Source organism: Gilliamella sp. Gris1-4, from assembly GCF_001690335.1.
Lineage (GTDB): Bacteria > Pseudomonadota > Gammaproteobacteria > Enterobacterales > Orbaceae > Gilliamella > Gilliamella apicola_P.
The window spans coordinates 52,956-77,875 of record NZ_LZHA01000014.1 but is presented as its reverse complement, the minus strand read 5'-3'; the positions used below and the strand labels follow the sequence as shown (position 1 = coordinate 77,875).

The window sequence follows — 24,920 nt, the reverse complement described above, 5'->3', positions numbered from 1 at the left end:
CCGGCAATACTCGTATCATCCTGATACTCGCCTCTACGAGGCCATCTTCGCTATGCTCAGATGTTCAAATTTGTTCCAGACAAATTTGTCCTCCGCCGTCGCTCGGTCTTAACGCACCGTTTGTGGACGCGTTCCCGACGCACCACAAACTCGCCAAACATCCCTGTTTGGCGTGCTAACCTCGCTCTGTTGTCGGCACATTCTGACGCCGTAACAAGACAACAACATAACCTTGAGTGGCTTTTATGAGTCACTTTTTTATAAAAAACACTGCAAAAACCACAAAAAATCGCTCCGGTAGGCTATTGATTTTATTGAGTTTTTTATTTTGCCGTTTTCAAAAAAAAATCAATCAATTACACAACCTAAGCAAAGCACCAACATAAAACAAACCAACAAAATCACGAACAGCGCCCTAATAACAGCAAATTAACCGCTCTAAACCCTTTTTTTTACAAAAATTTAAAATCAAATAAAATCAACACATTAAAAAACAGTTCAAAAAAAGGGTTTTCAAAGCCAAAATTGTTGTTTATCTTTATATAACAAGATTTATCAAATCTTGAGTTCTACCTTAACGCCGTATAGGCGGTTTAGAAAGCTGAGCGGGCTTTTTTATCAACAGGATTTATCCTTAACGCCGTATAGGCGGCAATAAAAATATAATTAATCATATAATTACAAAAAAACAATCGGCTGTACTGTCTGACTTACTCCGGCGTCAGAATGTGCCGACAACAGAGCGAGGTTAGCACGCCAAACAGGATGTTTGGCGAGTTTGTGGTGCGTCGGGAACGCGTCCACAAACGGTGCGTTAAGACCGAGCGACGGCGGAGGGGAGCCGAAGGCCACATTCTGCAGCCAAAGCGAGGGTTGTTAGGGAATTCGCTTTAACTCCCTGACTCGGACGTGATCACAACAGCTATTTTTATCACCCAAAGCCCAAACGTCCGAAACCACCACACCAACCCACTCTATCCACAACAAAAAAGGCATTGTTTTGATAAAAAATTGCTCCGGTATGCTATTGATTTTATTTGGGTTTTATGCGGTATTTTTATTGAACAAAACAATCTAAAAAAAATCGGCTATGCTATCAGTTTTATTCTGGCGTCAGACAAATTTGTCTGACGCCAGAATAAGACAAATAACATAGCCTTATGTGGTTGTGAGTTGTTTTTGTGTTAAAAAGCAGTGCAATTACATCCCCAAAGTGATCAGAAAAGGTATTGATTTTTATTAAAGCTTTTATTTTTCTGTTTTTTGTGATTTCCTATGACTTTACTAAGATTTCGATTGTTTTTGATTGCTTGGATATTGATTGTGGTGTTTTGATTAAACCACTTAAAAAGCAAGAAAGATTATATTATACTGTCTATCTAATTATTATTTGCTAACAGACTATAAATTAAAGGAAACTTGAGATGCAACAATTACAAACTATTATTGAAGCAGCATTTGAACGTCGTGCTGAAATTACACCGTCAAATGTTGATACAGTTACACGTGATGCGATTAACCAATGCATTGCTTTATTAGACAGTGGTAAAATGCGTGTCGCAGAAAAAATTAATGGTGACTGGATAACTCATCAATGGTTAAAAAAAGCGGTTTTGCTCTCTTTCCGTATTAACGAAAACCAACTGATTGATGGCGGTCCAACTAACTATTATGACAAAGTGCCATTAAAATTTGCTGAATATGATCAAGCAAGATTCCAACAAGAAGGTTTCCGTGTTGTTCCATCTGCTATTGCTCGCAAAGGTGCCTATGTTGCTCGAAATACTGTATTAATGCCTTCTTATGTTAATATTGGTGCTTATGTTGATGAAGGGACAATGGTTGATACATGGGTGACAGTTGGTTCTTGTGCGCAAATTGGTAAAAATGTTCATTTATCAGGTGGTGTTGGTATTGGTGGTGTTTTAGAGCCGTTACAAGCTAACCCAACAATTATTGAAGATAACTGTTTTATTGGCGCACGCAGTGAAATAGTTGAAGGCGTTATTGTTGAAGAAGGCAGCGTCATTTCAATGGGTGTTTTTATTGGTCAAAGTACTAAAATTTATGACCGTGCAACCGGTGAAATTCACTATGGACGTGTACCAGCTGGTTCAGTAGTTGTTTCTGGCAACTTGCCGACAAAAGATGGCAAATATAGTCTTTATTGTGCAGTTATTGTTAAAAAGGTTGATGCGAAAACTTTAGGTAAAGTAGGTATTAATGAGTTGCTTCGTACTATCGACTAATTTACGCTTATATTTTAAAGTCGCCTAAATTATTGTTAGGCGACAATTATTCTATTTATTAACTAGATAATTTTAGTTTTATAACCATTAGAAGAGGAGAATTTATGCCTTCTTTTGATATCGTTTCAGAAATTCAAATGCCAGAAGTTAAAAATGGTGTTGAAAATGCCACTCGTGAGTTAGCTACTCGTTGGGACTTTAAAAATGTTGAAGCTTCGTTTGAATTAAATGAAAAAAATGAAACGATTAAAGCAACAAGCCAATCTGATTTTCAAGTACAGCAACTGCTCGATATCCTGCGCGATAAGCTAGCTAAACGAGGTATTGATGGTGGTGCACTCGAAATTCCTGAAGAGATGGAGCACAGCGGTAAACTTTATAGCATTACGGTTAAGCTTAAGCAGGGTATTGATAAAGAGCTATCTAAAAAGATTGTAAAAGCGATCAAAGACAGCAAAATTAAAGTACAAGCTCAAGTACAAGGTGAACAAGTCCGTGTTACAGGCAAATCACGCGATGATTTACAGGCTACTATGGCATTAGTTAAAAATAGCGAATTTGGTCAACCGTTTCAATTTACCAATTTTAGAGATTAATGTGTTATTGAGTTGATATTGCCAACAATTGTCGGCAATATTATCCCTTAAACTTTGTAAAAAAATTTCAGAAAAGACAGTGTTTGAATAAGGGGATGCAATAACTATTATGATGTTTTAAACCTGAATGTAAGTAGATAAAAAAACGAGATTTTTTGTAAATACGTTATGCTGTCTGCTTGTCTATCCTCTTAATTATAACAATATTTATTATGATGAAAAAAGTAGCTATATATTTATTTTTTCTTATCTTTTCTGGGTATTTGTTTGCACAAGAATCTAATAGCGAAGTAAAGGAAATAAAAAAAGTTTTTATTGATAATCTATTATCAAAAATGACGCTTCAAGAAAAAGCGGGACAATTGCGCCTAATTAGTGTTGGTGGCGATCTAACTTTAGACAAAGTACTTGATCAAATTGAAGCAGGTGAAATTGGTGGTATTTTTAATACTGTTGTCGAACCAGACCTTTCTCAAATGCAGGAGCGTGCTCTAAAATCTCCTAATAAAATCCCTCTATTTTTTGGTTTTGATATAATTCATGGTCATAGAACTGTCTTCCCAATTAATTTAGGTATTGCATCTACTTGGGATCGTAGTGCAATTGCAAAAGCTGCTGAAGTATCAGCTGACGAAGCTACCGCGGATGGGTTAAATATAACTTGGGCGCCAATGGTTGATATTACACGTGATCCTAGATGGGGGCGTGTGTCTGAAGGGTTTGGTGAAGATCCTTATTTAACATCAGAAGCTGGACGTATTTTTGTTGAAAAGATGCAAAAGCAATCGCTTGCCGATAAAAAATCATTGGTGACATCAGTAAAACATTTTGCACTTTATGGTGCAGTTGAAGCTGGGCGTGAGTATAACAGTACGGACATGAGCGAACGCAAAATGTTCCAAGAATATCTTGTGCCTTATAAAGCAGCAATTGATGCAGGTAGCAGGGCAGTTATGGTTTCGTTAGTGAGCGTTAATGGCATCCCAGCAACGGCTAATCATTGGTTATTAACCGAAGTACTACGTACTCAGTGGCATTTTGATGGTGTTGTTGTTAGTGATCATGGGGCTATTCGTGAACTTATTAATCATGGCGTAGCTAGTGATCCGAAAGATGCTGTACGTGTTGCGATTAAAGCTGGTATTGAAATGAGTATGAATGATGAATATTTCTTACAATTTTTGCCTGAATTAGTCAAAGAAGGTGCTATCACAGAAGATGAAATAAACCAAGCTTGTCGTCATGTACTTGAACTTAAATATGATATGGGATTATTTAGTGATCCTAAACGTAATTTAGATCCGAAATTAGATATCGACACAATGTTTGCTGATAATCGATTACATCGTGCAGAAGCTCGTGATGTGGCTCGCCGTAGTATTGTGCTATTAAAAAATGAGAATGAGATATTACCGCTAGCTAAAAATAAGAAAATTGCGGTGATTGGTCCATTAGCTGATTCAAAACGTGATATTTTGGGAAGTTGGTCGGGAGCTGGGCGTGCTAATTTAGCGGTAACTCCATTAGAAGGTATTAAAAATGCAGTTAAAAATCCTGAATCAATTAGCTATGCATTTGGTGCCAATCTTTCTGATGATGAAAATTTATATCGATTTCTAAATTTATACGGAGAAACAACTAAATTTGATAATCGACCAGCCGACAAAATGATTGCAGAAGCGGTGAAAATAGCTAAAAAAGCTGATATTGTTATTGCCTTTGTTGGTGAAGCAGAAGGTATGGCTCATGAGTCATCAAGTCGAACAGATCTATCTCTGCAAAAAACTCAAAAACAATTAATTAAAGCAATGAAAAAAACTGGTAAACCTGTGGTCATTGTCTTAATGAATGGTCGTCCTTTAACATTATCCGAAGAATATGCTCAAGCTGATGCGATGCTTGAAACTTGGTTTTTAGGAACCGAAGGAGGTAATGCTATTGCCGATGTGCTATTTGGTGATTATAACCCTTCAGGCAAATTGCCCATGTCTTTCCCTTATAATGTTGGGCAGATCCCCGTCTATTATAGCCATTTAAATACTGGGCGCCCGCACGGTACTGAAAATATGGGTAAATACACAACCTCGTATTTTGATAGCCCTAATGAACCGTTATTCCCCTTTGGGTTTGGTTTGAGTTATACCAATTTTGCGATGGACTTTTCGTTATCAAGTACTAAAATGAATCGAGATGGTGAAATTATTGTCACCGTTAATGTTGAAAATACAGGGAATAGAGAAGGTATGCAGACCGTCCAGCTTTATTTGCAAGATGTGACAGCGTCGGTTAGCCGCCCAGTGAAAGAGTTAATTGGGTTTGATAATATTACTTTAAAACCACACACTAAGGGGCAAGTAAAATTTGTGATTAAATATGATATGCTGAAATTCTGGAACAATAAAATGCAATATGTTGCCGAACCAGGAAAATTTAATGTGTATATCGGTAGTGATTCGACAACTCAGGACAAGCAAACGTTTACTTTGCTTGATTAATCGTTTTTTAATTTCCGCCGACTTTTGTCGGCGGTTTTGATTCAGTGGTCAGAGTTATGTTTGAATTGGATCTTGTTCTACAGCTTCTTCAACAAATGTGTGTTTATTTAGTTATTGCTTATTTACTGAGTAAAACACCGATCGTTATTCCTCTAATGAAAGTGACAGTTCATTTACCTCACAAATTGGTTTGTTATTGTATATTTTCGTTATTTTGTATTATGGGAAGCTATTTTGGTCTACATATTGAAGACACTATTGCCAATACACGGGCAATTGGGGCTATTTTAGGCGGTTTACTAGGTGGACCACTAGTCGGTTTTTTAGTGGGAATTACAGGAGGACTTCATCGTTATACTTTAGGTGGAATTACCGCTGAAAGCTGTATGTTGTCCACCATTTTAATAGGGTTACTCAGTGGATTATTACATTATTTTCTGATGAAAAAGGGCAGAGTAGATCTTATTTATAATCCTCTTTTGGTCGGTGTATTAGGTTTGTTAGTTGAATCGCTCGAAATGATCTTGGTACTATTAATTTCACGACCTTTTGATGTGGTGTTGCATGCAGTTAGGAGTATTGCTGCGCCAATGATTGTAGCAAATAGTATTGGTGCAGCGATGTTTATGCGGATTTTACTTGATAGGCGGGCAATATTTGAGCGCTATACTTCAGCCTTTTCAGCTAAGGCATTAAAAATCGCTGTTAGTACTGAAGGTTTGCTTCGGGATGGTTTTAATCAACAAAACAGTACTAAAGTGGCTGAAATCATTTATCAAGAACTTGATATTGGCGCTGTTTCAATTACTGATCGAGAAAAAATACTCGCTTTTATTGGTATTGGTGATGATCACCATTTGCCAGGAACTCCAATAACCTCAAATAATACCTTAGAAGCAATCGAAAAAAATGAAGTTCAATATCTTGATGGAGTTCATCAACCTTACCAATGCTCAATAAATAAAAATTGTCGTTTAGGTTCAACGCTGGTCATTCCGCTTAGAGGGGAAAACAATACTGTCGTGGGGACGATTAAGCTTTATGAGGCAAAAAATACGTTATTTAGCACAATAAATCGAACTCTTGGCGAAGGTATTGCTAGCTTATTATCTGCACAAATTCTGGCTGGACAAAATGAGCATTATAAGCAGTTGTTATCTAAAACTGAAATTAAATTACTGCATGCACAAGTTAATCCTCATTTCTTATTTAATGCCTTAAATACATTATTGGCGGTTATTCGTCGTGATAAAACACAGGCTTCACAGCTAGTGCAAAACCTTTCTATTTTTTTCCGGAAAAATTTAAAACGGACCGAAGAAATTGTTACTCTAAAAGATGAAATAGAACATGTTAATGCTTATTTGCAAATCGAGAAAATGCGGTTTACGGATCAGTTGACTATCAACATCGACATTCCCACTGAATTAGAATATGCAAAATTACCAGCTTTTACATTACAACCTATCGTTGAAAATGCTATTAAACACGGAATATCTCAATTAATAGGTAACGGCAATGTAACAATTAGTGCTTATAAACTGGAGCAATCGTTAGTTTTAGAAGTGATTGACAATGCTGGCAATTACTGTGAACATAAAAAAGATACCAAAGGTTTGGGGCTTAATTTAGTTGATAAACGAATTAAAATCCGTTATGGCGAGGATTATGGTATCAAGATAGAGTGTGAAGCTGATGAGTACACCAAAGTGATGATAATATTACCGTTATCAGAGGATATAACTACTTAATGTTAAACGTAATTATTGTTGATGATGAATTACCTGCACGCGAAAATTTGCGCTGCTTGCTTGAAAGTGATCCTGAAATTTGTATTGTTGCTGAATGTAATAATGCAATGGAAGCGATTCGAGAGATTCATCGACATCAACCAGATGTAGTGTTTTTAGATATTCAAATGCCCAAAATAAATGGTATTGAAATGCTATCAATGCTAGATCATGAAACTATGCCAAGGATTATATTTTTAACTGCTTATGGAGAGTTTGCGGTTAAAGCATTTGAAGAACAAGCATTTGATTATTTACTTAAGCCAGTTGAACCAGAAAGGCTAAACAAAACTCTATATCGTCTGCATAATCATTGTTTTTCTGGAAATATCAACCAATTAAAAGGTATTAATCAGAAACTGAATTATATTCCATGCATAGGGCATAACCGAATTTATTTATTAAATCTTGATGATGTATTTTATATTGCCTCTAAAATAACTGGAATTTTGGTATTTAATGAAACAAATCAAGAATATCTGACTGAGCTAACATTAAAAACCCTTGAGAGTAAAACATGTTTAGTGCGGTGTCATAGGCAATATCTGATTAATTTAAAAAAACTTAAAGAAATTCGTTTTAATCAAACTGGCGGTGTTGAAGTTATTTTAATTAATGATATTTCGGTGCCGGTTAGCCGTCGCTATTTAAAACCTCTTAAAGAGCTATTAGGTTTGTAGCTAACTAAAATACTCTTTTTACAAAACCATTTTATTTACCGTTAACCTATCAATTATAACCATTCACTCTCTCAATTTAACCTATAACTTAAATACTATTATCATTCTTCAAAGTAAAAAATTACTATACGCTTGAGCATAAAAAGACCTTTAGTTGATGCTTATAATCTTAAAATTGTTAGAAGAATCGTATAGCGATAACAATAAAATGTCAGTTTTGCATTATCCTAAATTATAATTTTTTAACAATTTGTTATGGTTTTAAGTATCGATTAATTAATCTTACAAAACACAAAGAGAATCATTATGAATAATAAAATCTTTAAACATATTCCATGGTTCATCCTTGCTATAGTTGGTGCAATTTGTTTAGCAGTTATTGCATTACGGCGTGGTGAACACATTAGTGCACTTTGGATTGTTGCGGCAGCAGTTTCGATTTATCTAGTCGCTTACCGGTATTATAGTCTGTATATTGCCAAAAGAGTCATGCAGTTAGATCCAACTCGCGCCACGCCAGCGGTCATTAATAATGATGGTTTAAATTATGTCCCAACAAATAAATATGTATTATTTGGACACCATTTTGCCGCGATTGCTGGCGCAGGTCCATTAGTTGGTCCAGTACTTGCGGCACAAGTCGGTTATTTACCTGGCACACTTTGGTTACTTGCAGGCGTTGTTTTTGCAGGTGCGGTACAAGACTTTATGGTGTTGTTTTTATCTTCTCGTCGTAATGGCTCATCGCTAGGTGAAATGATCAAAGAAGAAATGGGAGTAATACCAGGAACTATTGCGCTATTTGGTTGTTTCTTGATCATGTTAATCATCTTAGCAGTATTAGCGTTAATTGTAGTCAAGGCCTTGGCAGAAAGCCCATGGGGAGTCTTTACAGTCTGTTCAACCGTTCCCATAGCTCTATTTATGGGAATCTATATGCGATTTATTAGACCAGGCCGAGTAGCAGAAGTATCAATTATTGGTATTGTGTTGCTTGTTTTATCTATCTGGTTTGGTGGTGTTATAGCGCATGATGCGTATTGGGGACCGGCTTTAACCTTTAAAGCAACAACTATTACTTATGTATTAGTTGGCTATGCGCTAGTTTCGGCAATGTTACCTGTATGGCTAATTTTAGCTCCACGCGATTATTTAGCCACATTCTTAAAAATTGGAGTGATTGTTGGTTTGGCTATTGGAATTGTTATTTTAAATCCAGATCTAAAAATGCCAGCAATTACACAATATGTTGATGGAACAGGGCCTGTTTGGAAAGGAACATTATTCCCATTCTTATTTATCACCATTGCTTGTGGTGCGGTTTCTGGTTTCCATGCATTGATTTCGTCAGGTACTACACCTAAATTACTTGCCAATGAAAACGACGCTCGTTTTATTGGTTATGGTGCAATGCTAATGGAGTCATTTGTTGCAATGATGGCTTTAGTGGCTGCATCAATTATTGAGCCGGGTCTTTATTTTGCAATGAATACACCGCCAGCAGCTTTAGGTGTTACTATGCCAGATTTGCATAGACTTGGAACCGAAGATGCACCCATGATTATGGCTCAATTGCAAGACGTGACAACTCATGCCGCCGCCGCAGTGAGTTCTTGGGGATTTGTCATTTCACCTGAGGAAATTATACAAACAGCAAAAGATATTGGTGAGCCATCAGTTTTAAATCGTGCCGGTGGTGCACCGACATTAGCTGTAGGTATTGCGCATGTATTCCATCAAATTTTACCTGGTGCAAATATGGGCTTTTGGTACCATTTTGGTATTTTGTTTGAAGCACTATTTATTTTAACAGCACTTGATGCAGGTACCAGATCTGGTCGCTTTATGTTGCAAGATTTATTGGGTAATTTTGTTCCATTCTTGAAAAAAACAGATTCCCTCATTGCAGGTTTTATTGGTACTTTAGGTTGTGTTGGCTTATGGGGCTATTTACTCTATCAAGGTGTTGTTGATCCATTAGGCGGTGTTAAGAGCTTATGGCCATTATTTGGCATCTCTAACCAAATGCTTGCTGCGGTTGCATTAGTTTTAGCGACAGTTGTATTAATCAAAATGAAACGTGCTCAATATGTTTGGGTAACTATAATACCAGCTATCTGGTTATTAATTTGTACAACATGGGCATTAGCATTGAAATTATTTAGTACTAATCCGCAATTAGAAGGTTTCTTCTATTTAGCGAATGAATACAATCGTCGCATTGCAGAAGGTAGTGATTTAACTGCACAACAAATTGATAATATGCACCACATTGTTATTAATAACTATACCAATGCTGGTTTAAGTATTTTATTCTTATTAGTTGTTTACGGTATTATCTTTTTTGGTATTAAGACGGCACTAAAAGTACGTAATAATAAACAAAGAACAGATAAAGAAACGGCTTACGTACCAATCCCTGAGGGTGGTGTAAAGACAACAATGTCACATTAAGCTATAGCATTTTAGTACCCTGAATTATAATCTGAAATTAATCAGCTATTTTATGCCCATCAATCTTAAACTGATTGTTGGGCATTTTTTAAGAAGTTATTGCTATAATTGTTGTATAAATACAATATGTGCTCATAAATTTTTCCTCCTAAATTGAAACTTAATATTTATTCATTATTATTTGAAATATAATTACTCGAAATTAGTAATAATCGATTTGAGTGATTTGTTACATAGGATAATGCTGTGCAAAATGATATTACTTTTTATCAACGTTTTAAGTCTGATATTTTAGCTGGTTTAAAAGTCATTACCATTCGAGATAAGAGTGAATCACATTTTAAAGTTGGTGATAAGCTTCGTGTTGGAACTTTTGAAACTGATGAGTATTTTTGTACGATTAAAATAGTTAATATTAGACAAATTACATTTGATCAACTTACCGAAAACCATGCCCAACAAGAGAATATGACTTTGAGTGATTTGAAAAAAGTAATTTCTGACATATACCCCAATGAAAATCATTTTTTTGTAATTCATTTTTCGCTCTTATAATAAAAAAGACGCATTGTTAATGCGCCCTATTTATTTTTATAACTAGCAAAAAAACTATTGATTTATAGGTAGCACATCTAAAATTAGACCATCCACAGCAATAATTTCAACACGCTGCCCAACATTAAGATCTTCAACGCATCTTGCCGACCATGTTCCATCTTTGATTTTTACTCGACCTGAGCCATTAACAATAGCATCTGTGACAACTGTTTTAATACCAATTAAATCTTGTTGTGGCTGATTGATTTCGCCTTTACTTGATTTATCTTTACCTTGCTTTTTGAGCCAAAGCCACCAAAGATAAGCAGATACAAGCGTTAGAATTGCAAATAAAATCCATAAAATTGGCCAAGAAAGAGGTAAAATCCAAGCAATTAAACCAACAATAATGGCAGCTATCCCACTCCAAAGCCCGTATCCGCCAGTACCAAGTAATTCTATAATCAGCAAAATACCGCCTAAAGCAATAAATACCCAATGGGGTGAACTATAGAAAACCATAAAAAAATCAGTCATTATTGATTACCTTTATAATACATTCAGTAAAAATCTTAAACATAGCGTTTATAGATTTTGTTAAAAAGTTTCAGGAAACACTATGTTTAAGTATAAAAATTGATTTTTTATTTCGTGTTTTTAATCAACTCAGCAATACCGCCAATACTACCCATTAAACTTGACGCATCAAGTGGCATCATAATCACTTTACTATTATCCGATGAACCAATTTGTTGTAATGCTTCAGTATATTTTTGGGCAACAAAGTAGTTAATAGCATTAATATTACCTGCAGCAATAGCATCGGATACCATTTGAGTTGCTCTTGCTTCTGCCTCGGCAGCACGTTCACGCGCTTCGGCTTGTAAAAAGGCAGATTGTCTTTCACCTTCCGCTTTTAAAATTTCAGATTGTTTTTCACCTTCAGAGCGTAAAATCGCTGCTTGACGAACACCTTCTGCTTCAAGAATTTCGGCACGTTTATTACGTTCTGCTTTCATTTGCGCATTCATCGCAGCAATCAATTCTGCTGGTGGGCGAACATCTCGAATTTCGATACGGGTAATTTTGATTCCCCATGGACTTGTTGCCTCATCGACAATACTTAGTAACTTAGAGTTAATATGATCACGTTGTGATAACATTTCATCCAATTCCATGCTACCTAAAACAGTACGAATATTAGTCATCATTAAATTAATGACAGCACGCTCTAATTGATTTACTTGATATGCAGCCCTTGCTGCTTCTTGTACTTGGATAAAGCAAACAGCATCAATTTGCACATTAGCATTATCTTTTGAAATGACTTCTTGTGATGGAATATCGAGTACTTGCTCCATCATATTAATTTTACGACCAACACCATCCATAAACGGAATAATGATATTTAAACCGGGTTCAAGGGTATGGGTATATTTACCAAAACGTTCGATAGTATATTGATAACCTTGGGGAACAATTGTAATTGCCTTTAAGACAGTAATTAACGCAAGCAAAACAATAACACCAATGACGATATAAAATACTGGCATAGTTCAAAAATCCTTATAATTTTTTATAATAAAAATGAGTCGACCATTTTATAGATTATTAAATTTTTTGCCTAGTTATAAATGCGAAGTTTGTTTTTAAAAATAAATAATCTCTTGACAGTGTGCTAGTAAACTAGTTTAATAGTACAAAATTTATTTTTAATCGATAAAAATTATGAAAGCACAATATTTACATCTTATTACTCGTCAATTCACCAGCTTTGGTTGGTGGTGCGTTACCTTTTGCGGGTGATGTAATGATGTATTGTCTTTTTTACACAACCCGCTTTATGCGGGTTTTTTAGTTTTTTGGATGTTAAACGAATCAGCTAAATAAAAATTTAAATGTAGAGAGCCAACAATGAATAAGCCGACATTAACACAAATAACCCAAACCATCGGTTATTATCAAGATCCAACTCAAGTGTTTTATCAATTGTGCGATAGTAAACCGGCAACGTTGTTACTAGAATCAGCCGAAATTGATAATAAGCAAGGAATTAAAAGTGTCATGATTGTCGATAGTGCATTACGTATTTCGGCAATAAATAATGAAGTGACTTTTAAGGCATTGACCACAAATGGTGAAAAGCTATTACCTTTATTACAACAGGCTTTTACAGACAAGTTAGATAATGTACAAGTGGATGAACAAACACTTAAATTGGTATTTCCCACTATTGATAGTATGCAAGATGAAGATTCAAGATTAAAGTCGCTATCAGTTTTTGATGCATTACGCACATTATTGACTATTGTGAATATCCCTGAACAATGTGGTCAAGATGCGATTTTTGTTGGTGGGCTATTTTGTTACGACCTTGTCGCTGGATTTGAAAACTTACCTAATTTACCTACAGAGCAGCGTTGTCAAGATTTCTGTTTTTATTTAGCTGAAACAATATTAGAAATAAATCATAAAGATCATAAATCCATTTTAAAAACGACGGTTTTCACTTCTGATTTAAAAGAAACTGAGCGCTTAACACAACGGTTAGCTAATTTACAAGCAACATTAAATAGCCCAATGAAAGCCATTCATACTCAGTCCCTTGCTAATATCGATGTGACATGTAATAAAAGTGATGATGATTTCAATACAGTTATCAAAAAAATGCAAGATGCAATTGAGCAGGGGGAAATTTTTCAAGCAGTACCTTCACGGCGTTTTAAATTACCTTGCCCTGAACCATTATCGGCTTATCAGATATTAAAAAACAATAATCCAAGCCCTTACATGTTTTATATGCAAGATAGTGATTTTGTGTTATTTGGGGCCTCACCTGAAAGTGCACTTAAGTATACTAAAGCAACTAATCAAGTTGAAATCTACCCAATTGCCGGTACTCGTCCACGTGGATTAACTACAAATGGTGAAATTGATTTTGATTTAGATAGTAGGTTAGAACTTGAAATGCGCACCGATAAAAAAGAACTAGCTGAACACTTAATGTTAGTTGATTTAGCTCGCAACGATTTAGCGCGTATCTGTAAACCCAGTACTCGTTATACTAAAGATTTGTTAAAAGTGGATCGTTACTCTTTTGTGATGCATTTAGTTTCGCGTGTGGTTGGTCAGTTACGCAGTGATTTAGATGCGCTTCATGCTTATCAAGCCACTATGAATATGGGAACATTAACAGGAGCACCCAAAGTTCGTGCGATGCAATTAATTGCTGAATCAGAAAAAGTTAAACGTGGTAGCTATGGTGGTGCTGTTGGCTATTTTACCGCGAATGGCGATCTTGATACCTGTATTGTGATTCGAAGTGCCTATGTCGAAGATGGCATAGCGACAGTACAAGCTGGCAGTGGTGTGGTGCTAGATTCAAAGCCACAATCAGAATCTGATGAATCACGTAATAAAGCACGTGCAGTTATTCGAGCTATCATGGTAGCGCATAATGTAGAAGGTGTATTCTAATGGCTAATATCTTATTTATTGATAATATTGATTCTTTTACTTATAACTTGGTCGATCAATTACGTAATAGTAAGCATTGTGTGACGATTTATCGAAATACTATCCCTGCAAATGTAATTATTGAAAAATTGTCACAAATGCAAAACCCTATTTTAATGTTATCACCAGGTCCAGGAGCGCCAAGTGACGCTGGATGCATGCCAGAACTGTTAAAACGTTTAAAAGGTAAATTGCCTATTATTGGTATCTGCCTTGGTTATCAAGCTATTGTGGAATCCTATGGTGGAGCGATTGTGCCAGCTGGCGATATTTTGCATGGTAAGGCATCTTTAATTGAGCATGATGAGCAAGCGATGTTTAAAGGATTACCAAATCCGCTACCGGTGGCTCGTTATCACTCTTTAAAAGGTGAAAATATTCCAAAAACACTAACCATCAATGCGCTTTGCAATAATATTGTAATGGCAGTTCGTAATGATGAGGATCGGGTTTGTGGTTTTCAATTTCATCCAGAATCTATATTAACCATTCAAGGTGTAGAATTATTAGAACAAACTATTAAATGGGCACTAAATCCTCCACAAAAACAAGAGAAGCCAAAACAGGAAGCTATTGTTGATAAGCAAGAGTATAATATTCAACCTATTGTTAATAAATTATATTTAGGGCAAACCCTTACACAAGAGGAAAGTAAAATACTATTTAATTTAATTATTCAAGGTAAGATTGAACCAACTGTATTGGCTACCGCAATAATTAGTATGAAAGTTCGTGGTGAAAAACCGGATGAAATAGCAGGGGCAGCTTTAGCATTGCTTGAGAATGCCGATCATTTTGATTCTCCAGATTATGATTTTACTGATATTGTTGGTACTGGGGGGGATGGCACCAATAGCATTAACATCTCAACAGCTAGTGCTTTTGTGGCTGCAGCATTAGGTTATAAAGTGGCTAAACATGGTAATCGTGGTGTATCAAGTAAATCAGGCTCTTCCGATGTGCTTTCTGCCTTAGGCATTAAATTAAATATGTCAGCACAAACATCTCGTCAGGCATTAGATGAACTTGGTGTGTGCTTCTTATTTGCCCAGCAATATCATTCAGGTTTTCGCCATGCAGCACCAATACGCCAACAATTAAAAACTCGGACCATTTTTAATGTGTTAGGACCATTGATTAATCCATCTCGTCCTAAACGTATTTTATTAGGCGTGTATCATCCAGATTTGATCCAACCGATTGCTGAAACATTAAAAATGCTTAATTATAAACATGCTTATGTGGTGCATGGCGCAGGTATGGACGAGGTTGCCATTCATGGCGAAACTGACGTTGCTGAAGTTAAAGATGGTAAAATTCAATATTTTACGCTTAAACCTGATGATTTTGGCTTGCCAACATTTACCTTAAAAGATATTGAAGGGGGTACACCTGAGCAGAATCGTGATATGTTAATTGCCATTTTACAAGGTCACGGAAAATCAGCACACCAATCAGCAATTGCCGCTAATGTTGCGATGTTAATGAGCTTATTTGGCGAGTCAAATTTAAAACAAAATGCACAACGGGCAATTGAAATGATGCAAAGTGGTAAACCTTATGCATTATTACAACAACTAGCAGCAAGATAATAAGTGGAGAATAACATGGCAATTGCAGCATTAGTAAAAAATGTTGAAATGGCAACAGTACTAAAAAAGATCATTGACGATAAACAGATTTGGTTAACTGAGCAGCAGGAAACAAATCCACTTACAATGTTCAAATCAGCAGTAATACCTAGTGATCGCAATTTTTATCAAGCGCTAAATAAACCTAAAACGGTTTTTATTTTAGAGTGTAAAAAAGCGTCGCCATCAAAAGGTTTGATTCGAGATGATTTTGATCCAGCCGCTATTGCTAAAGTTTATAAAGATTATGCTTCAGTAGTTTCAGTATTGACTGATGAAAAATATTTTCAAGGTAGCTTTGAATTTTTATCCATAGTTCGTAATGAAATCACACAACCCGTGCTTTGTAAGGACTTTATTATTGATGAATATCAGATCTATTTAGCGCGTTATTATCAAGCTGACGCAGTACTATTAATGCTATCTGTATTGACGGATGATGAATATCGTCATCTAAGTAACATTGCTCATAAGCTCAATATGGGGATATTGACAGAAGCTAGTACTGAAAACGAAGTTGAAAGAGCCATCCAACTGGGTGCGAAAGTAATCGGTATTAATAATCGTAACTTAAGGGATTTGACGGTTGATCTAAATCGGGTAAAAGCCTTATCCAAATCAATTCCTAACGATCGTATTATTATTAGTGAATCGGGTATTTATACTCACAATCAGGTTAAAGAACTGAGTCGTTTTGCAGATGGATTCTTAATTGGCAGTGCGTTAATGTCTGAACCAAACTTAACTTTGGCAATTCGCAAGGTGATGTTAGGCGAAAATAAAGTATGCGGTTTAACACGTCCCGAAGATGCTGTTAGTGCTTATCAAGCTGGTGCAGTTTATGGTGGTTTGATTTTTGTTACAAATTCAGCACGTTATATACAGCCAATTAAGGCTCGAAAAGTTATTGTTGCAGCACCGCTTAATTGGGTTGGTGTATTTCGAAATGAAGAAATCGAAACAGTAGTTCAAATAGCAAAACAGTTATCCTTGTATGCTGTCCAACTGCATGGTAATGAAGATGAAAACTATATCGAAATGTTGCGACAAGAATTACCCAGAACTTGCCAAATTTGGAAAGCATTAAGTATTGGTAGCACCGTTCCTGAACATAATAATCTCTTAATCTCACGTTATCTGTTTGATAACGGGGATGGTGGTACAGGTGAATGTTTTGATTGGACAATGCTCACTAATCATAATTTAAATAATGTCATTCTAGCAGGGGGTATTAACTCAAAAAATATAAGGTCAGCTTTAGCAACTGGGGTGATAGGCGTTGATCTAAACTCTGGTGTTGAAATATCCCCAGGAATTAAAGATAAACAAAAAATCCAAGCTGTATTTGAACAAATTTAATTTTTATTTAAAAAAAAAGGAATAGTTATGTCTAAGTTAAATCCTTACTTTGGCGAATTTGGTGGGCAATATGTTCCTCAAATATTAATGCCAGTGCTTGAACAACTTGAAGATGCTTTTATCTCTGCAGTCAACGATCCAAACTTTCAGAAAGAGTTTAACGACTTATTAGTTAACTATGCTGGTAGACCAACAGCATTAACTTTATGTAAAAATCTAACGGCAGGCACCAAAACCAAGCTTTACTTAAAACGAGAAGATTTAGTGCATGGTGGTGCGCACAAAACTAACCAAGTTTTAGGACAAGCATTGCTTGCTAAAAGAATGGGCAAAACTGAAATTATAGCCGAAACAGGTGCAGGGCAACATGGTGTTGCTTCGGCTTTAGCCTGTGCACTACTTGGCTTAAAATGCCGAATTTATATGGGTGCAAAAGATGTTAAACGCCAAGCACCTAACGTATTTAGAATGCGGTTGATGGGCGCAACAGTCATCCCAGTTGAAACTGGTTCAGCGACTTTAAAAGATGCGTGTAATGAGGCATTACGTGATTGGTCTGGCAGTTATGAAAAAGCGCATTATATGTTAGGTACGGCAGCAGGTCCGCATCCTTTTCCAACTATTGTACGTGAGTTTCAACAGATGATCAGCCGTGAAGCTAAACAACAAATCCTTGAAAAAGAAGGGCGTTTGCCTGATGCAGTAATTGCATGTGTTGGTGGTGGTTCAAACGCAATTGGTATGTTTGCTAATTTTATTGATGATAAATCCGTCAAATTAATTGGTGTAGAGCCAGGAGGTCATGGGATTGAAAGTGGCGAACATGGAGCTTCGTTAAAACATGGTAAGCTTGGCATCTATTTCGGTATGAAATCACCGATGATGCAAACGGAAGAAGGACAAATTGAAGAATCTTATTCAATATCGGCAGGGTTAGATTTTCCATCAGTTGGTCCACAGCATGCGTATTTAGATAGTATTGGTCGTGCTGATTATGTTTCAATTACTGATGATGAAGCGCTTGATGCATTTAAAGCATTATCACGACATGAAGGTATTATTCCTGCGTTAGAATCATCACACGCATTAGCTTATGCTATGAAAATGATAAAAGAAAATCCAACTAAAGAACAGCTACTAATAGTTAACCTGTCAGGGCGTGGCGATAAAGATATCTTTACCGTTTATGATATTTTAAAAGCAAAAGGAGAAATAGAATGAGCCGTTATCAAAAACTGTTTGCAACATTAACAGCCGAAAAACGAGGTGCTTTTGTTCCTTTTGTTCCAGTTGGTGATCCAACGCCAGAACTGTCATTTAAAATCATTCAAACTTTAATTGAATCTGGCGCTGATGCACTAGAGCTAGGGATCCCATTTTCAGATCCTATGGCCGATGGTCCAACTATTCAAAATGCCAATATTCGGGCATTTAAAGCAGGAATAACAGTTGAAAAGTGTTTTGAAATTTTAACCAATGTCAGAGCGCAATACATCAATATTCCAATAGGATTACTTATTTATGCTAATTTAGTTTTCAAAAATGGTATCGACGACTTTTATGCCAAGTGTGCCAAAGCGGGAGTTGATTCAGTATTGATTGCTGATTTGCCAGCTCAATATGCACAAGAATTTACAGTGGCCGCCGAAAAATACAATATAGCACCGATTTTTATTTGTCCACCAAATGCTGATGATAAAGTCATTCAAAGTATTGCTAAGCAAGGCAAAGGTTATACCTATTTGGTATCACGAGCAGGTGTTACTGGTGCTGAAAATCGAGCTAACAAACCGCTTACCCATCTGATCAAAAAATTAGTTGAGTTTGGCGCTCCACCTGCGTTACAAGGGTTTGGTATTTCAGAACCAACTCAAGTTAGCGAAGCGATTAAATCCGGTGCAGTTGGGGCAATTAGCGGATCGGCAACAGTAAAAATTATTGAGAAAAACCTCGACAATCCCGAACAAATGCTTAGCCAATTAGCCAAATTTGTTCAATCAATGAAACAGGCAACTAGCAAGTAATTTATATTACTTTATAGTACTAAATAGTGGGCACAATAATAGGCTTGAAAATGGAATTATTGTGCCAATATAAGTTAAACAATTATGCTTAAGTTAAGTGGTATATATATATTAAAATTGACGTGTAGCATATTTTTAATAATTTTAAGGTTACTGATAAAATCAGTGTGATTTGCAGTTGCATTTTATTTAAAATGCCGTATAATTCTCATTCATCTATCGCGGGGTGGAGCAGCTTGGTAGCTCGTCGGGCTCATAACCCGAAGGTCGTTGGTTCAAATCCAGCCCCCGCAACCACTTAAATTTTCATTCATAAACCAATCTATCCTGTTATTGTCTGAAAGTTCGAATAAAGTGGCTTCATTATAGTTAGTTTTTGAATGTAAGCCTCGCATGTCGAGGTTTTTTTTCGTGTAGTGATTTAAGCGTAAGTTTAAAAAGAATGTTGGGCTTTATGCCCTTTTTTATTTTCTGCTGTGGAGGTTTGTTTGGCTAATATAGAACAACAATTAACCGATATTATCCAAGAGCCAGTTAATGCACTTGGTTTTGAATTAGTCGGAGTTGAATATATTCGTGGTCGTTATCCTATACTACGAGTCTATATTGATAGTGAAAATGGTATTACGGTTGATGATTGTGCTGATGCAAGCCGTCAAATCAGTGCGGTGCTTGATGTAGAAGACCCGATCAAAGATGCTTACAATCTTGAAGTTTCATCACCAGGAATGGACAGACCTTTGTTTACGCTTGAGCATTATCAGCGGTTTATTGGTGAAGAAGTTACAGTCAGTCTACGTATACCTGTTGCTAATCGCCGTAAATGGAAAGGACGAATTAAGTCTATCGATAGCCAAATGATTACATTAACTGTAGATGATAAAGATGAAGTATTTGCTTTTAGTAATATTCAAAAAGCGAATATTGTACCTAATTTTAACCTTAAATAGAGTACGGATGTAAAGGATGAATAAAGAAATTTTAGCTGTTGTTGAAGCTGTATCAAACGAAAAAGCACTTACGCGTGATAAAATTTTCGAAGCTTTAGAAACCGCATTAGCAACGGCCACAAAAAAGAAGCATAATGTTGATATTGACGTTGTTGTTAAAATAGATCACAAAACAGGTGATTACGACACTTTCCGCCGTTGGCTTGTTGTTGATGAAGTTACGCAACCAACTAAAGAAATGACATTAGACGCTGCACAATACGAAGACCCATCTGTTAAACTTGGCGATTACGTTGAAGAGCAAATTGAATCCGTTGCTTTTGACCGTATAACCACACAAACAGCAAAACAAGTTATCGTACAAAAGGTACGCGAAGCTGAGCGTGCAATGATCATTGACATGTTTAGAAATCGTATTGGTGATATTGTGACTGGAATTGTCAAAAAAACCAATCGCGATAGCGTGATTCTTGATTTAGGTAACAATGCAGACGCAATGATGTCACGCCATGATATGTTACCGCGTGAAAACTTCCGTATAGGCGATCGTGTCCGTGGTATTTTATATCTTGTAGAACAAAATAATAAACCTGCACAACTATGCATTAGCCGTTCAAACCCTGAAATGATGGAAGAGTTATTCCGTATTGAAGTCCCTGAAATTGGTGAAGAGATGATTGACATCAAAGGCGTGGCTCGTGATCCTGGCTCACGTGCTAAAATCGCAGTTAGTAGTAATGATCGTCGTATTGACCCTGTTGGTGCTTGTGTTGGTATGCGTGGTGCGCGCGTACAAGCAGTATCTAATGAATTTGGTGGAGAACGTATTGACATTGTTTTATGGGACGATAATCCTGCACAATATGTAATTAATGCTATGGCGCCGGCAGATGTTGTTTCAATTGTTGTTGATGAAGACAAACACACCATGGATGTAGCCGTCAATGCTGAAACTTTACCACAAGCCATTGGTCGAAATGGTCAGAATATCCGTTTAGCTTCACAGCTTACTGGCTGGACACTAAATGTGATGAGTAACGAAGATTTACAAGAAAAACATCATGCAGAATCTTTTGCTGCAATCAATAATTTGATGAAACATCTTGATATTGATGAAGGGCTTGCACAGCTATTAGTTGAAGAAGGCTTTACCTCACTTGAGGAACTTGCCTATGTGCCAGTTGACGAATTGCTTGAAATTGAAGAGCTTGATGAAGATTTGGTTGAAGCATTAAGAGCTCGAGCGAAAGATGCATTAACAACACTTGCACTAGCAAATAGTGGCGAAAAACAACCAGCTCAAGATTTGCTAAATCTACCCGGTATGACACAAGAGTTAGCTTATCAATTAGTACAACATGACATCATTACTTTGGAAGATTTAGCAGAACAAGGTACTGATGATTTAGCTGAGATTGAAGGTATAACAAACGAACAAGCTGGCGATTTTATTATGGCTGCTCGTAATATTTGTTGGTTTGCAGATGAATAATTGAGGAAAAGTAATACATGACCAAAGTATCAATAGAAACACTGGCTCAAGAAATCAACACACCAGTGCAAACACTTTTGCAACAGTTTGCTGATGCAGGTATGAAGAAATCTGCAACAGACACTGTCACACAAAAGGAGAAAGAAGCTTTGCTTGCTCATTTAAAACCTCAGCAAGGCCCAACAAAGTTAACATTGCAACGTAAGACGCACTCAACTTTAAATGTGTCGAGCGGTGGTGGCAAAAGCAAAGAAATAAAAGTAGAAGTTCGTAAAAAACGAACTTTTGTTAAACGCGATCCAGCTGAAATTGCGGCGGAGCAAGAAAAAGCACGCTTAGAAGCTGAACAAAAAGCTCGCCAAGAAGCAGAACTAAAAGCGAAACAAGAAGCCGAATTAAAAGCGCGTAAAGAAGCGGAAGAAAAAGAAAAGAAAGCTGAAGAAGAAGCGAAAAAGCGTGCTCAAGAGGAAAAAGCGAAAGCGGCACAAGAGCGAGTAGTTGATCCAAAAGTAAAAAAAGCGCAAGAAGAAAAAGCACGATTAGAAGCTGAAGCGAATGAGATTAAACGTAAAGCGGAAGAAGAAAATCGTCGAAAATTAGAGGAAGATGCCAAGCGTATGGCTGAAGAAGCTCGTAAGCTAGCAGAACAATATAATGAAGTTGATGATAGTGATCATACAGAAGATGAAGATTATCATGTGACAACCTCTAAATACGCTAGAGCAGCAGAAGATGAAACTGACCGTGAAGTTGAAAGCGCTCGTGGACGTGGTCGAAACACTAAACAAACTAAACAGAAAAAAGGCAACAAGTTATCAGAAGGCAAAGCGGAACGTGAAGAAGCTCGAGCTGTGACTCGTGGCGGCCATAATAAAAAGAAAGGTAAAAGCACGTTGCAACAAAGTTTTACTAAACCTGTCCAAGCAGTTAATCGTGATGTTGTTATTGGTGAAACCATTACCGTTGCTGAATTAGCGAATAAAATGGCAGTAAAAGGTTCCGAAGTGATCAAAACCATGATGAAAATGGGAGCAATGGCAACCATTAATCAGGTTATCGACCAAGAAACGGCACAATTAGTGGCTGAAGAAATGGGACATAAAGTGGTATTACGTCGTGAGAATGAACTTGAAGAATCACTCATGAGCGACCGTGATACAGGCGCTGAAAAAGTTTCGCGCGCACCAGTTGTTACCATTATGGGACACGTTGACCATGGTAAAACCTCTTTACTTGACTATATTCGTAAAGCAAAAGTGGCTTCAGGCGAAGCTGGTGGAATTACACAACATATCGGTGCTTATCATGTTAAAACACCAAGTGGAGAAATAACTTTCTTAGATACTCCAGGTCATGCGGCGTTTACCTCTATGCGTGCGCGGGGTGCTAAAGCAACGGATATTGTAGTACTTGTTGTTGCTGCTGATGATGGTGTAATGCCACAAACTATAGAAGCAATCCAACATGCTAAAGCGGCAAATGTACCAATTGTTGTTGCTGTTAACAAAATTGATAAACCTGAAGCTGATCCAGAGCGTGTAAAAGGCGAACTAGCACAATATGGCGTAATGTCAGAAGATTGGGGGGGGGATACTCAGTTTGTTCATGTGTCTGCTAAAGCAGGTACTGGTATTGATCAACTACTTGAAGCCATCTTACTACAAGCTGAAGTGCTTGAATTAACTGCGTACGAAACAGGTATGGCAAGCGGCGTTGTGATTGAATCATTCCTTGATAAAGGTCGTGGTTCAGTTGCAACAGTACTTGTTCAATCAGGTACGTTGCGTAAAGGTGATATCGTACTTTGTGGATTTGAATACGGTCGTATCCGAGCGATGCGCAATGAACTAGGTAAAGAAGTGACTGAAGCTGGTCCATCAATACCAGTTGAAATTCTTGGCTTGTCTGGAGTGCCATCAGCTGGTGACGAAGCTACTGTTGTACGTGATGAAAAGAAAGCTCGTGAAGTTGCGCTTTATCGACAAGGTAAATTCCGTGATGTAAAACTTGCTCGTCAACAAAAAGCGAAGCTTGAAAACATGTTTACCAACATGACAGAAGGCGATGTTTCTGAACTCAATATTGTTCTAAAAGCAGATGTTCAAGGTTCTGCTGAGGCGATTTCTGATTCATTACTTAAACTATCAACAGATGAAGTTAAAGTTAAAATTATTGGATCAGGTGTGGGCGGTATAACCGAAACTGACGCATCGCTGGCTGCTGCATCAAATGCGATCATTTTAGGCTTTAACGTTCGTGCCGATGCTTCAGCACGTAAAGTGATTGAATCAGAAAATTTAGATCTACGTTATTACTCTGTTATTTATGATCTAATTGACGAAGTTAAACAAGCTATGAGCGGTATGCTTGCACCAGAATACAAACAAGAAATTATTGGTCTTGCTCAAGTGCGTGATGTGTTTAAATCACCTAAATTTGGTGCAATTGCAGGTTGTATGGTAACCGAAGGTGTTGTTAAACGTCACAACCCAATTCGTGTATTGCGTGATAACGTTGTTATCTATGAAGGCGAACTTGAATCATTACGTCGCTTTAAAGATGATGTTAACGAAGTACGTAATGGAACCGAATGTGGTATTGGTGTGCGTAACTACAACGATGTTCGTGTTGGCGACACGATTGAAGTTTTTGAAACTATCGAAATCAAACGTACGATCTAATTACAACGTATTTGATGTTATAAGCAAGGTATAGTCCTTGCTTATTCATTTATAAGGAAAATAGATATGGCAAAAGCATTTAATCGTTCATCTCGAGTTGGACATGAATTACAAAAAGAAATTGCAATTATCTTACAACGAGAAATCAAAGACCCTCGCCTTGGTATGGTAACTGTTTCAGGCGTTGATATCTCGCGTGATCTTTCGTATGCCAAAGTTTTTGTGACTTTTTTGAATGACGATGATCCACAAGTTATTGAACAAGGATTAACGGTACTTAATGATGCTAAAGGTTACATTCGAACCTTAATTGGCAAAGCGATGCGTTTGCGAATCATTCCAGAGATAAAATTCTTTTACGATGAGTCGCTCGTTAAAGGTATGCAAATGTCGAGTTTGGTGGCGGATGTTATCAAACAAGATAATGAGCGTCATAAAGATTAATATTAAAAAATAGTCCTGAACT

Annotated in this window: 18 protein-coding genes and 1 tRNA gene; 17 read left to right on the top strand and 2 right to left on the bottom strand. The window is 36.8% G+C overall.

Translation table 11 applies throughout. The features are described from left to right. Positions 1–1,424: 1,424 nt before the first annotated feature. The 7 genes from dapD to yqfB all read left to right on the top strand — a co-directional run bounded on the left by dapD (position 1,425) and on the right by yqfB (position 10,819). Positions 1,425–2,249, top strand: coding sequence for a 2,3,4,5-tetrahydropyridine-2,6-dicarboxylate N-succinyltransferase (gene dapD, locus A9G31_RS01845; protein WP_065560185.1), 825 nt, complete (start codon positions 1,425–1,427; stop codon positions 2,247–2,249). A 104-nt stretch (positions 2,250–2,353) separates the two neighbouring features. Further along, positions 2,354–2,845 (top strand): YajQ family cyclic di-GMP-binding protein, encoded by a 492-nt coding sequence (locus tag A9G31_RS01840; RefSeq protein WP_065560184.1) that lies wholly within the window; start codon positions 2,354–2,356, stop codon positions 2,843–2,845. 212 nt (positions 2,846–3,057) lie between these two features. Further along, a complete protein-coding gene (bglX, locus tag A9G31_RS01835) occupies positions 3,058–5,340 on the top strand; it encodes a beta-glucosidase BglX (protein WP_141671345.1) in 2,283 nt (760 codons plus the stop codon). A gap of 56 nt (positions 5,341–5,396) precedes the next feature. Next, a complete protein-coding gene (locus tag A9G31_RS01830; protein ID WP_065560183.1) occupies positions 5,397–7,091 on the top strand; it encodes a sensor histidine kinase in 1,695 nt (564 codons plus the stop codon). Then, the gene (gene btsR, locus A9G31_RS01825; RefSeq protein ID WP_065560182.1) at positions 7,091–7,810 is read left to right on the top strand and encodes a two-component system response regulator BtsR; all 720 of its coding nucleotides are present in this window, start codon (positions 7,091–7,093) and stop codon (positions 7,808–7,810) included. The genes A9G31_RS01830 and btsR overlap by 1 nt, the downstream gene beginning before the upstream one ends. A 303-nt stretch (positions 7,811–8,113) precedes the next feature. After that, a complete protein-coding gene (locus tag A9G31_RS01820) occupies positions 8,114–10,264 on the top strand; it encodes a carbon starvation CstA family protein (protein WP_141671344.1) in 2,151 nt (716 codons plus the stop codon). Positions 10,265–10,510: 246 nt separating this feature from the next. After that, positions 10,511–10,819, top strand: a complete 309-nt coding sequence (gene yqfB / locus A9G31_RS01815; RefSeq protein ID WP_065560180.1) for a N(4)-acetylcytidine aminohydrolase — start codon at positions 10,511–10,513, stop codon at positions 10,817–10,819. A 54-nt stretch (positions 10,820–10,873) separates the two neighbouring features. On the opposite strand, the gene A9G31_RS01810 is transcribed toward yqfB, so the two are convergent. Beyond that, positions 10,874–11,338 (bottom strand): NfeD family protein, encoded by a 465-nt coding sequence (locus A9G31_RS01810; RefSeq protein ID WP_065560179.1) that lies wholly within the window; start codon positions 11,336–11,338, stop codon positions 10,874–10,876. A 107-nt stretch (positions 11,339–11,445) separates the two neighbouring features. Beyond that, complete coding sequence (locus tag A9G31_RS01805; protein WP_034910684.1) at positions 11,446–12,354, bottom strand: SPFH domain-containing protein; 909 nt, start codon at positions 12,352–12,354, stop codon at positions 11,446–11,448. Between the two features lie 361 nt (positions 12,355–12,715). Between A9G31_RS01805 and A9G31_RS01800 the strand changes: the two genes are divergently transcribed. The 10 genes from A9G31_RS01800 (at position 12,716) to rbfA (ending at position 24,898) form a co-directional block, all read left to right on the top strand. Then, the gene (locus A9G31_RS01800; protein ID WP_065560178.1) at positions 12,716–14,278 is read left to right on the top strand and encodes an anthranilate synthase component 1; all 1,563 of its coding nucleotides are present in this window, start codon (positions 12,716–12,718) and stop codon (positions 14,276–14,278) included. Further along, on the top strand, positions 14,278–15,909 hold the full coding sequence (trpD, locus tag A9G31_RS01795) for a bifunctional anthranilate synthase glutamate amidotransferase component TrpG/anthranilate phosphoribosyltransferase TrpD (protein ID WP_065560177.1): 1,632 nt from the start codon (positions 14,278–14,280) through the stop codon (positions 15,907–15,909). The genes A9G31_RS01800 and trpD overlap by 1 nt, the downstream gene beginning before the upstream one ends. A gap of 15 nt (positions 15,910–15,924) precedes the next feature. Then, complete coding sequence (trpCF, locus tag A9G31_RS01790) at positions 15,925–17,307, top strand: bifunctional indole-3-glycerol-phosphate synthase TrpC/phosphoribosylanthranilate isomerase TrpF (protein WP_065560176.1); 1,383 nt, start codon at positions 15,925–15,927, stop codon at positions 17,305–17,307. A 27-nt stretch (positions 17,308–17,334) separates the two neighbouring features. Next, the gene (trpB, locus tag A9G31_RS01785; RefSeq protein WP_065560175.1) at positions 17,335–18,528 is read left to right on the top strand and encodes a tryptophan synthase subunit beta; all 1,194 of its coding nucleotides are present in this window, start codon (positions 17,335–17,337) and stop codon (positions 18,526–18,528) included. After that, a complete protein-coding gene (gene trpA / locus A9G31_RS01780; protein WP_065560174.1) occupies positions 18,525–19,331 on the top strand; it encodes a tryptophan synthase subunit alpha in 807 nt (268 codons plus the stop codon). The genes trpB and trpA overlap by 4 nt, the downstream gene beginning before the upstream one ends. A 220-nt stretch (positions 19,332–19,551) precedes the next feature. Beyond that, positions 19,552–19,628, top strand: a tRNA-Met gene (locus A9G31_RS01775). 191 nt (positions 19,629–19,819) lie between these two features. Next, positions 19,820–20,281, top strand: a complete 462-nt coding sequence (gene rimP, locus A9G31_RS01770; RefSeq protein WP_065560173.1) for a ribosome maturation factor RimP — start codon at positions 19,820–19,822, stop codon at positions 20,279–20,281. Positions 20,282–20,297: 16 nt separating this feature from the next. Continuing rightward, on the top strand, positions 20,298–21,773 hold the full coding sequence (gene nusA, locus A9G31_RS01765; protein WP_065560172.1) for a transcription termination factor NusA: 1,476 nt from the start codon (positions 20,298–20,300) through the stop codon (positions 21,771–21,773). A gap of 17 nt (positions 21,774–21,790) precedes the next feature. Next, positions 21,791–24,454 (top strand): translation initiation factor IF-2, encoded by a 2,664-nt coding sequence (gene infB / locus A9G31_RS01760; RefSeq protein WP_065560171.1) that lies wholly within the window; start codon positions 21,791–21,793, stop codon positions 24,452–24,454. 66 nt (positions 24,455–24,520) lie between these two features. After that, positions 24,521–24,898 carry a 30S ribosome-binding factor RbfA gene (rbfA, locus tag A9G31_RS01755; RefSeq protein ID WP_065560170.1) on the top strand — a complete coding sequence of 126 codons (378 nt, stop codon included), beginning with the start codon at positions 24,521–24,523 and terminating at the stop codon, positions 24,896–24,898. Positions 24,899–24,920 lie beyond the last annotated feature (22 nt).

Coding starts and splice junctions, on each gene's coding strand:
- dapD (WP_065560185.1), top strand. CDS start 1,425: ATGCAACAATTACAAACTATTATTGAAGCAGCATTTGAACGTCGTGCT.
- A9G31_RS01840 (WP_065560184.1), top strand. CDS start 2,354: ATGCCTTCTTTTGATATCGTTTCAGAAATTCAAATGCCAGAAGTTAAA.
- bglX (WP_141671345.1), top strand. CDS start 3,058: ATGATGAAAAAAGTAGCTATATATTTATTTTTTCTTATCTTTTCTGGG.
- A9G31_RS01830 (WP_065560183.1), top strand. CDS start 5,397: ATGTTTGAATTGGATCTTGTTCTACAGCTTCTTCAACAAATGTGTGTT.
- btsR (WP_065560182.1), top strand. CDS start 7,091: ATGTTAAACGTAATTATTGTTGATGATGAATTACCTGCACGCGAAAAT.
- A9G31_RS01810 (WP_065560179.1), bottom strand. CDS start 11,338: ATGACTGATTTTTTTATGGTTTTCTATAGTTCACCCCATTGGGTATTT.
- A9G31_RS01805 (WP_034910684.1), bottom strand. CDS start 12,354: ATGCCAGTATTTTATATCGTCATTGGTGTTATTGTTTTGCTTGCGTTA.
- A9G31_RS01800 (WP_065560178.1), top strand. CDS start 12,716: ATGAATAAGCCGACATTAACACAAATAACCCAAACCATCGGTTATTAT.
- trpD (WP_065560177.1), top strand. CDS start 14,278: ATGGCTAATATCTTATTTATTGATAATATTGATTCTTTTACTTATAAC.
- trpCF (WP_065560176.1), top strand. CDS start 15,925: ATGGCAATTGCAGCATTAGTAAAAAATGTTGAAATGGCAACAGTACTA.
- trpB (WP_065560175.1), top strand. CDS start 17,335: ATGTCTAAGTTAAATCCTTACTTTGGCGAATTTGGTGGGCAATATGTT.
- trpA (WP_065560174.1), top strand. CDS start 18,525: ATGAGCCGTTATCAAAAACTGTTTGCAACATTAACAGCCGAAAAACGA.
- nusA (WP_065560172.1), top strand. CDS start 20,298: ATGAATAAAGAAATTTTAGCTGTTGTTGAAGCTGTATCAAACGAAAAA.
- infB (WP_065560171.1), top strand. CDS start 21,791: ATGACCAAAGTATCAATAGAAACACTGGCTCAAGAAATCAACACACCA.
- rbfA (WP_065560170.1), top strand. CDS start 24,521: ATGGCAAAAGCATTTAATCGTTCATCTCGAGTTGGACATGAATTACAA.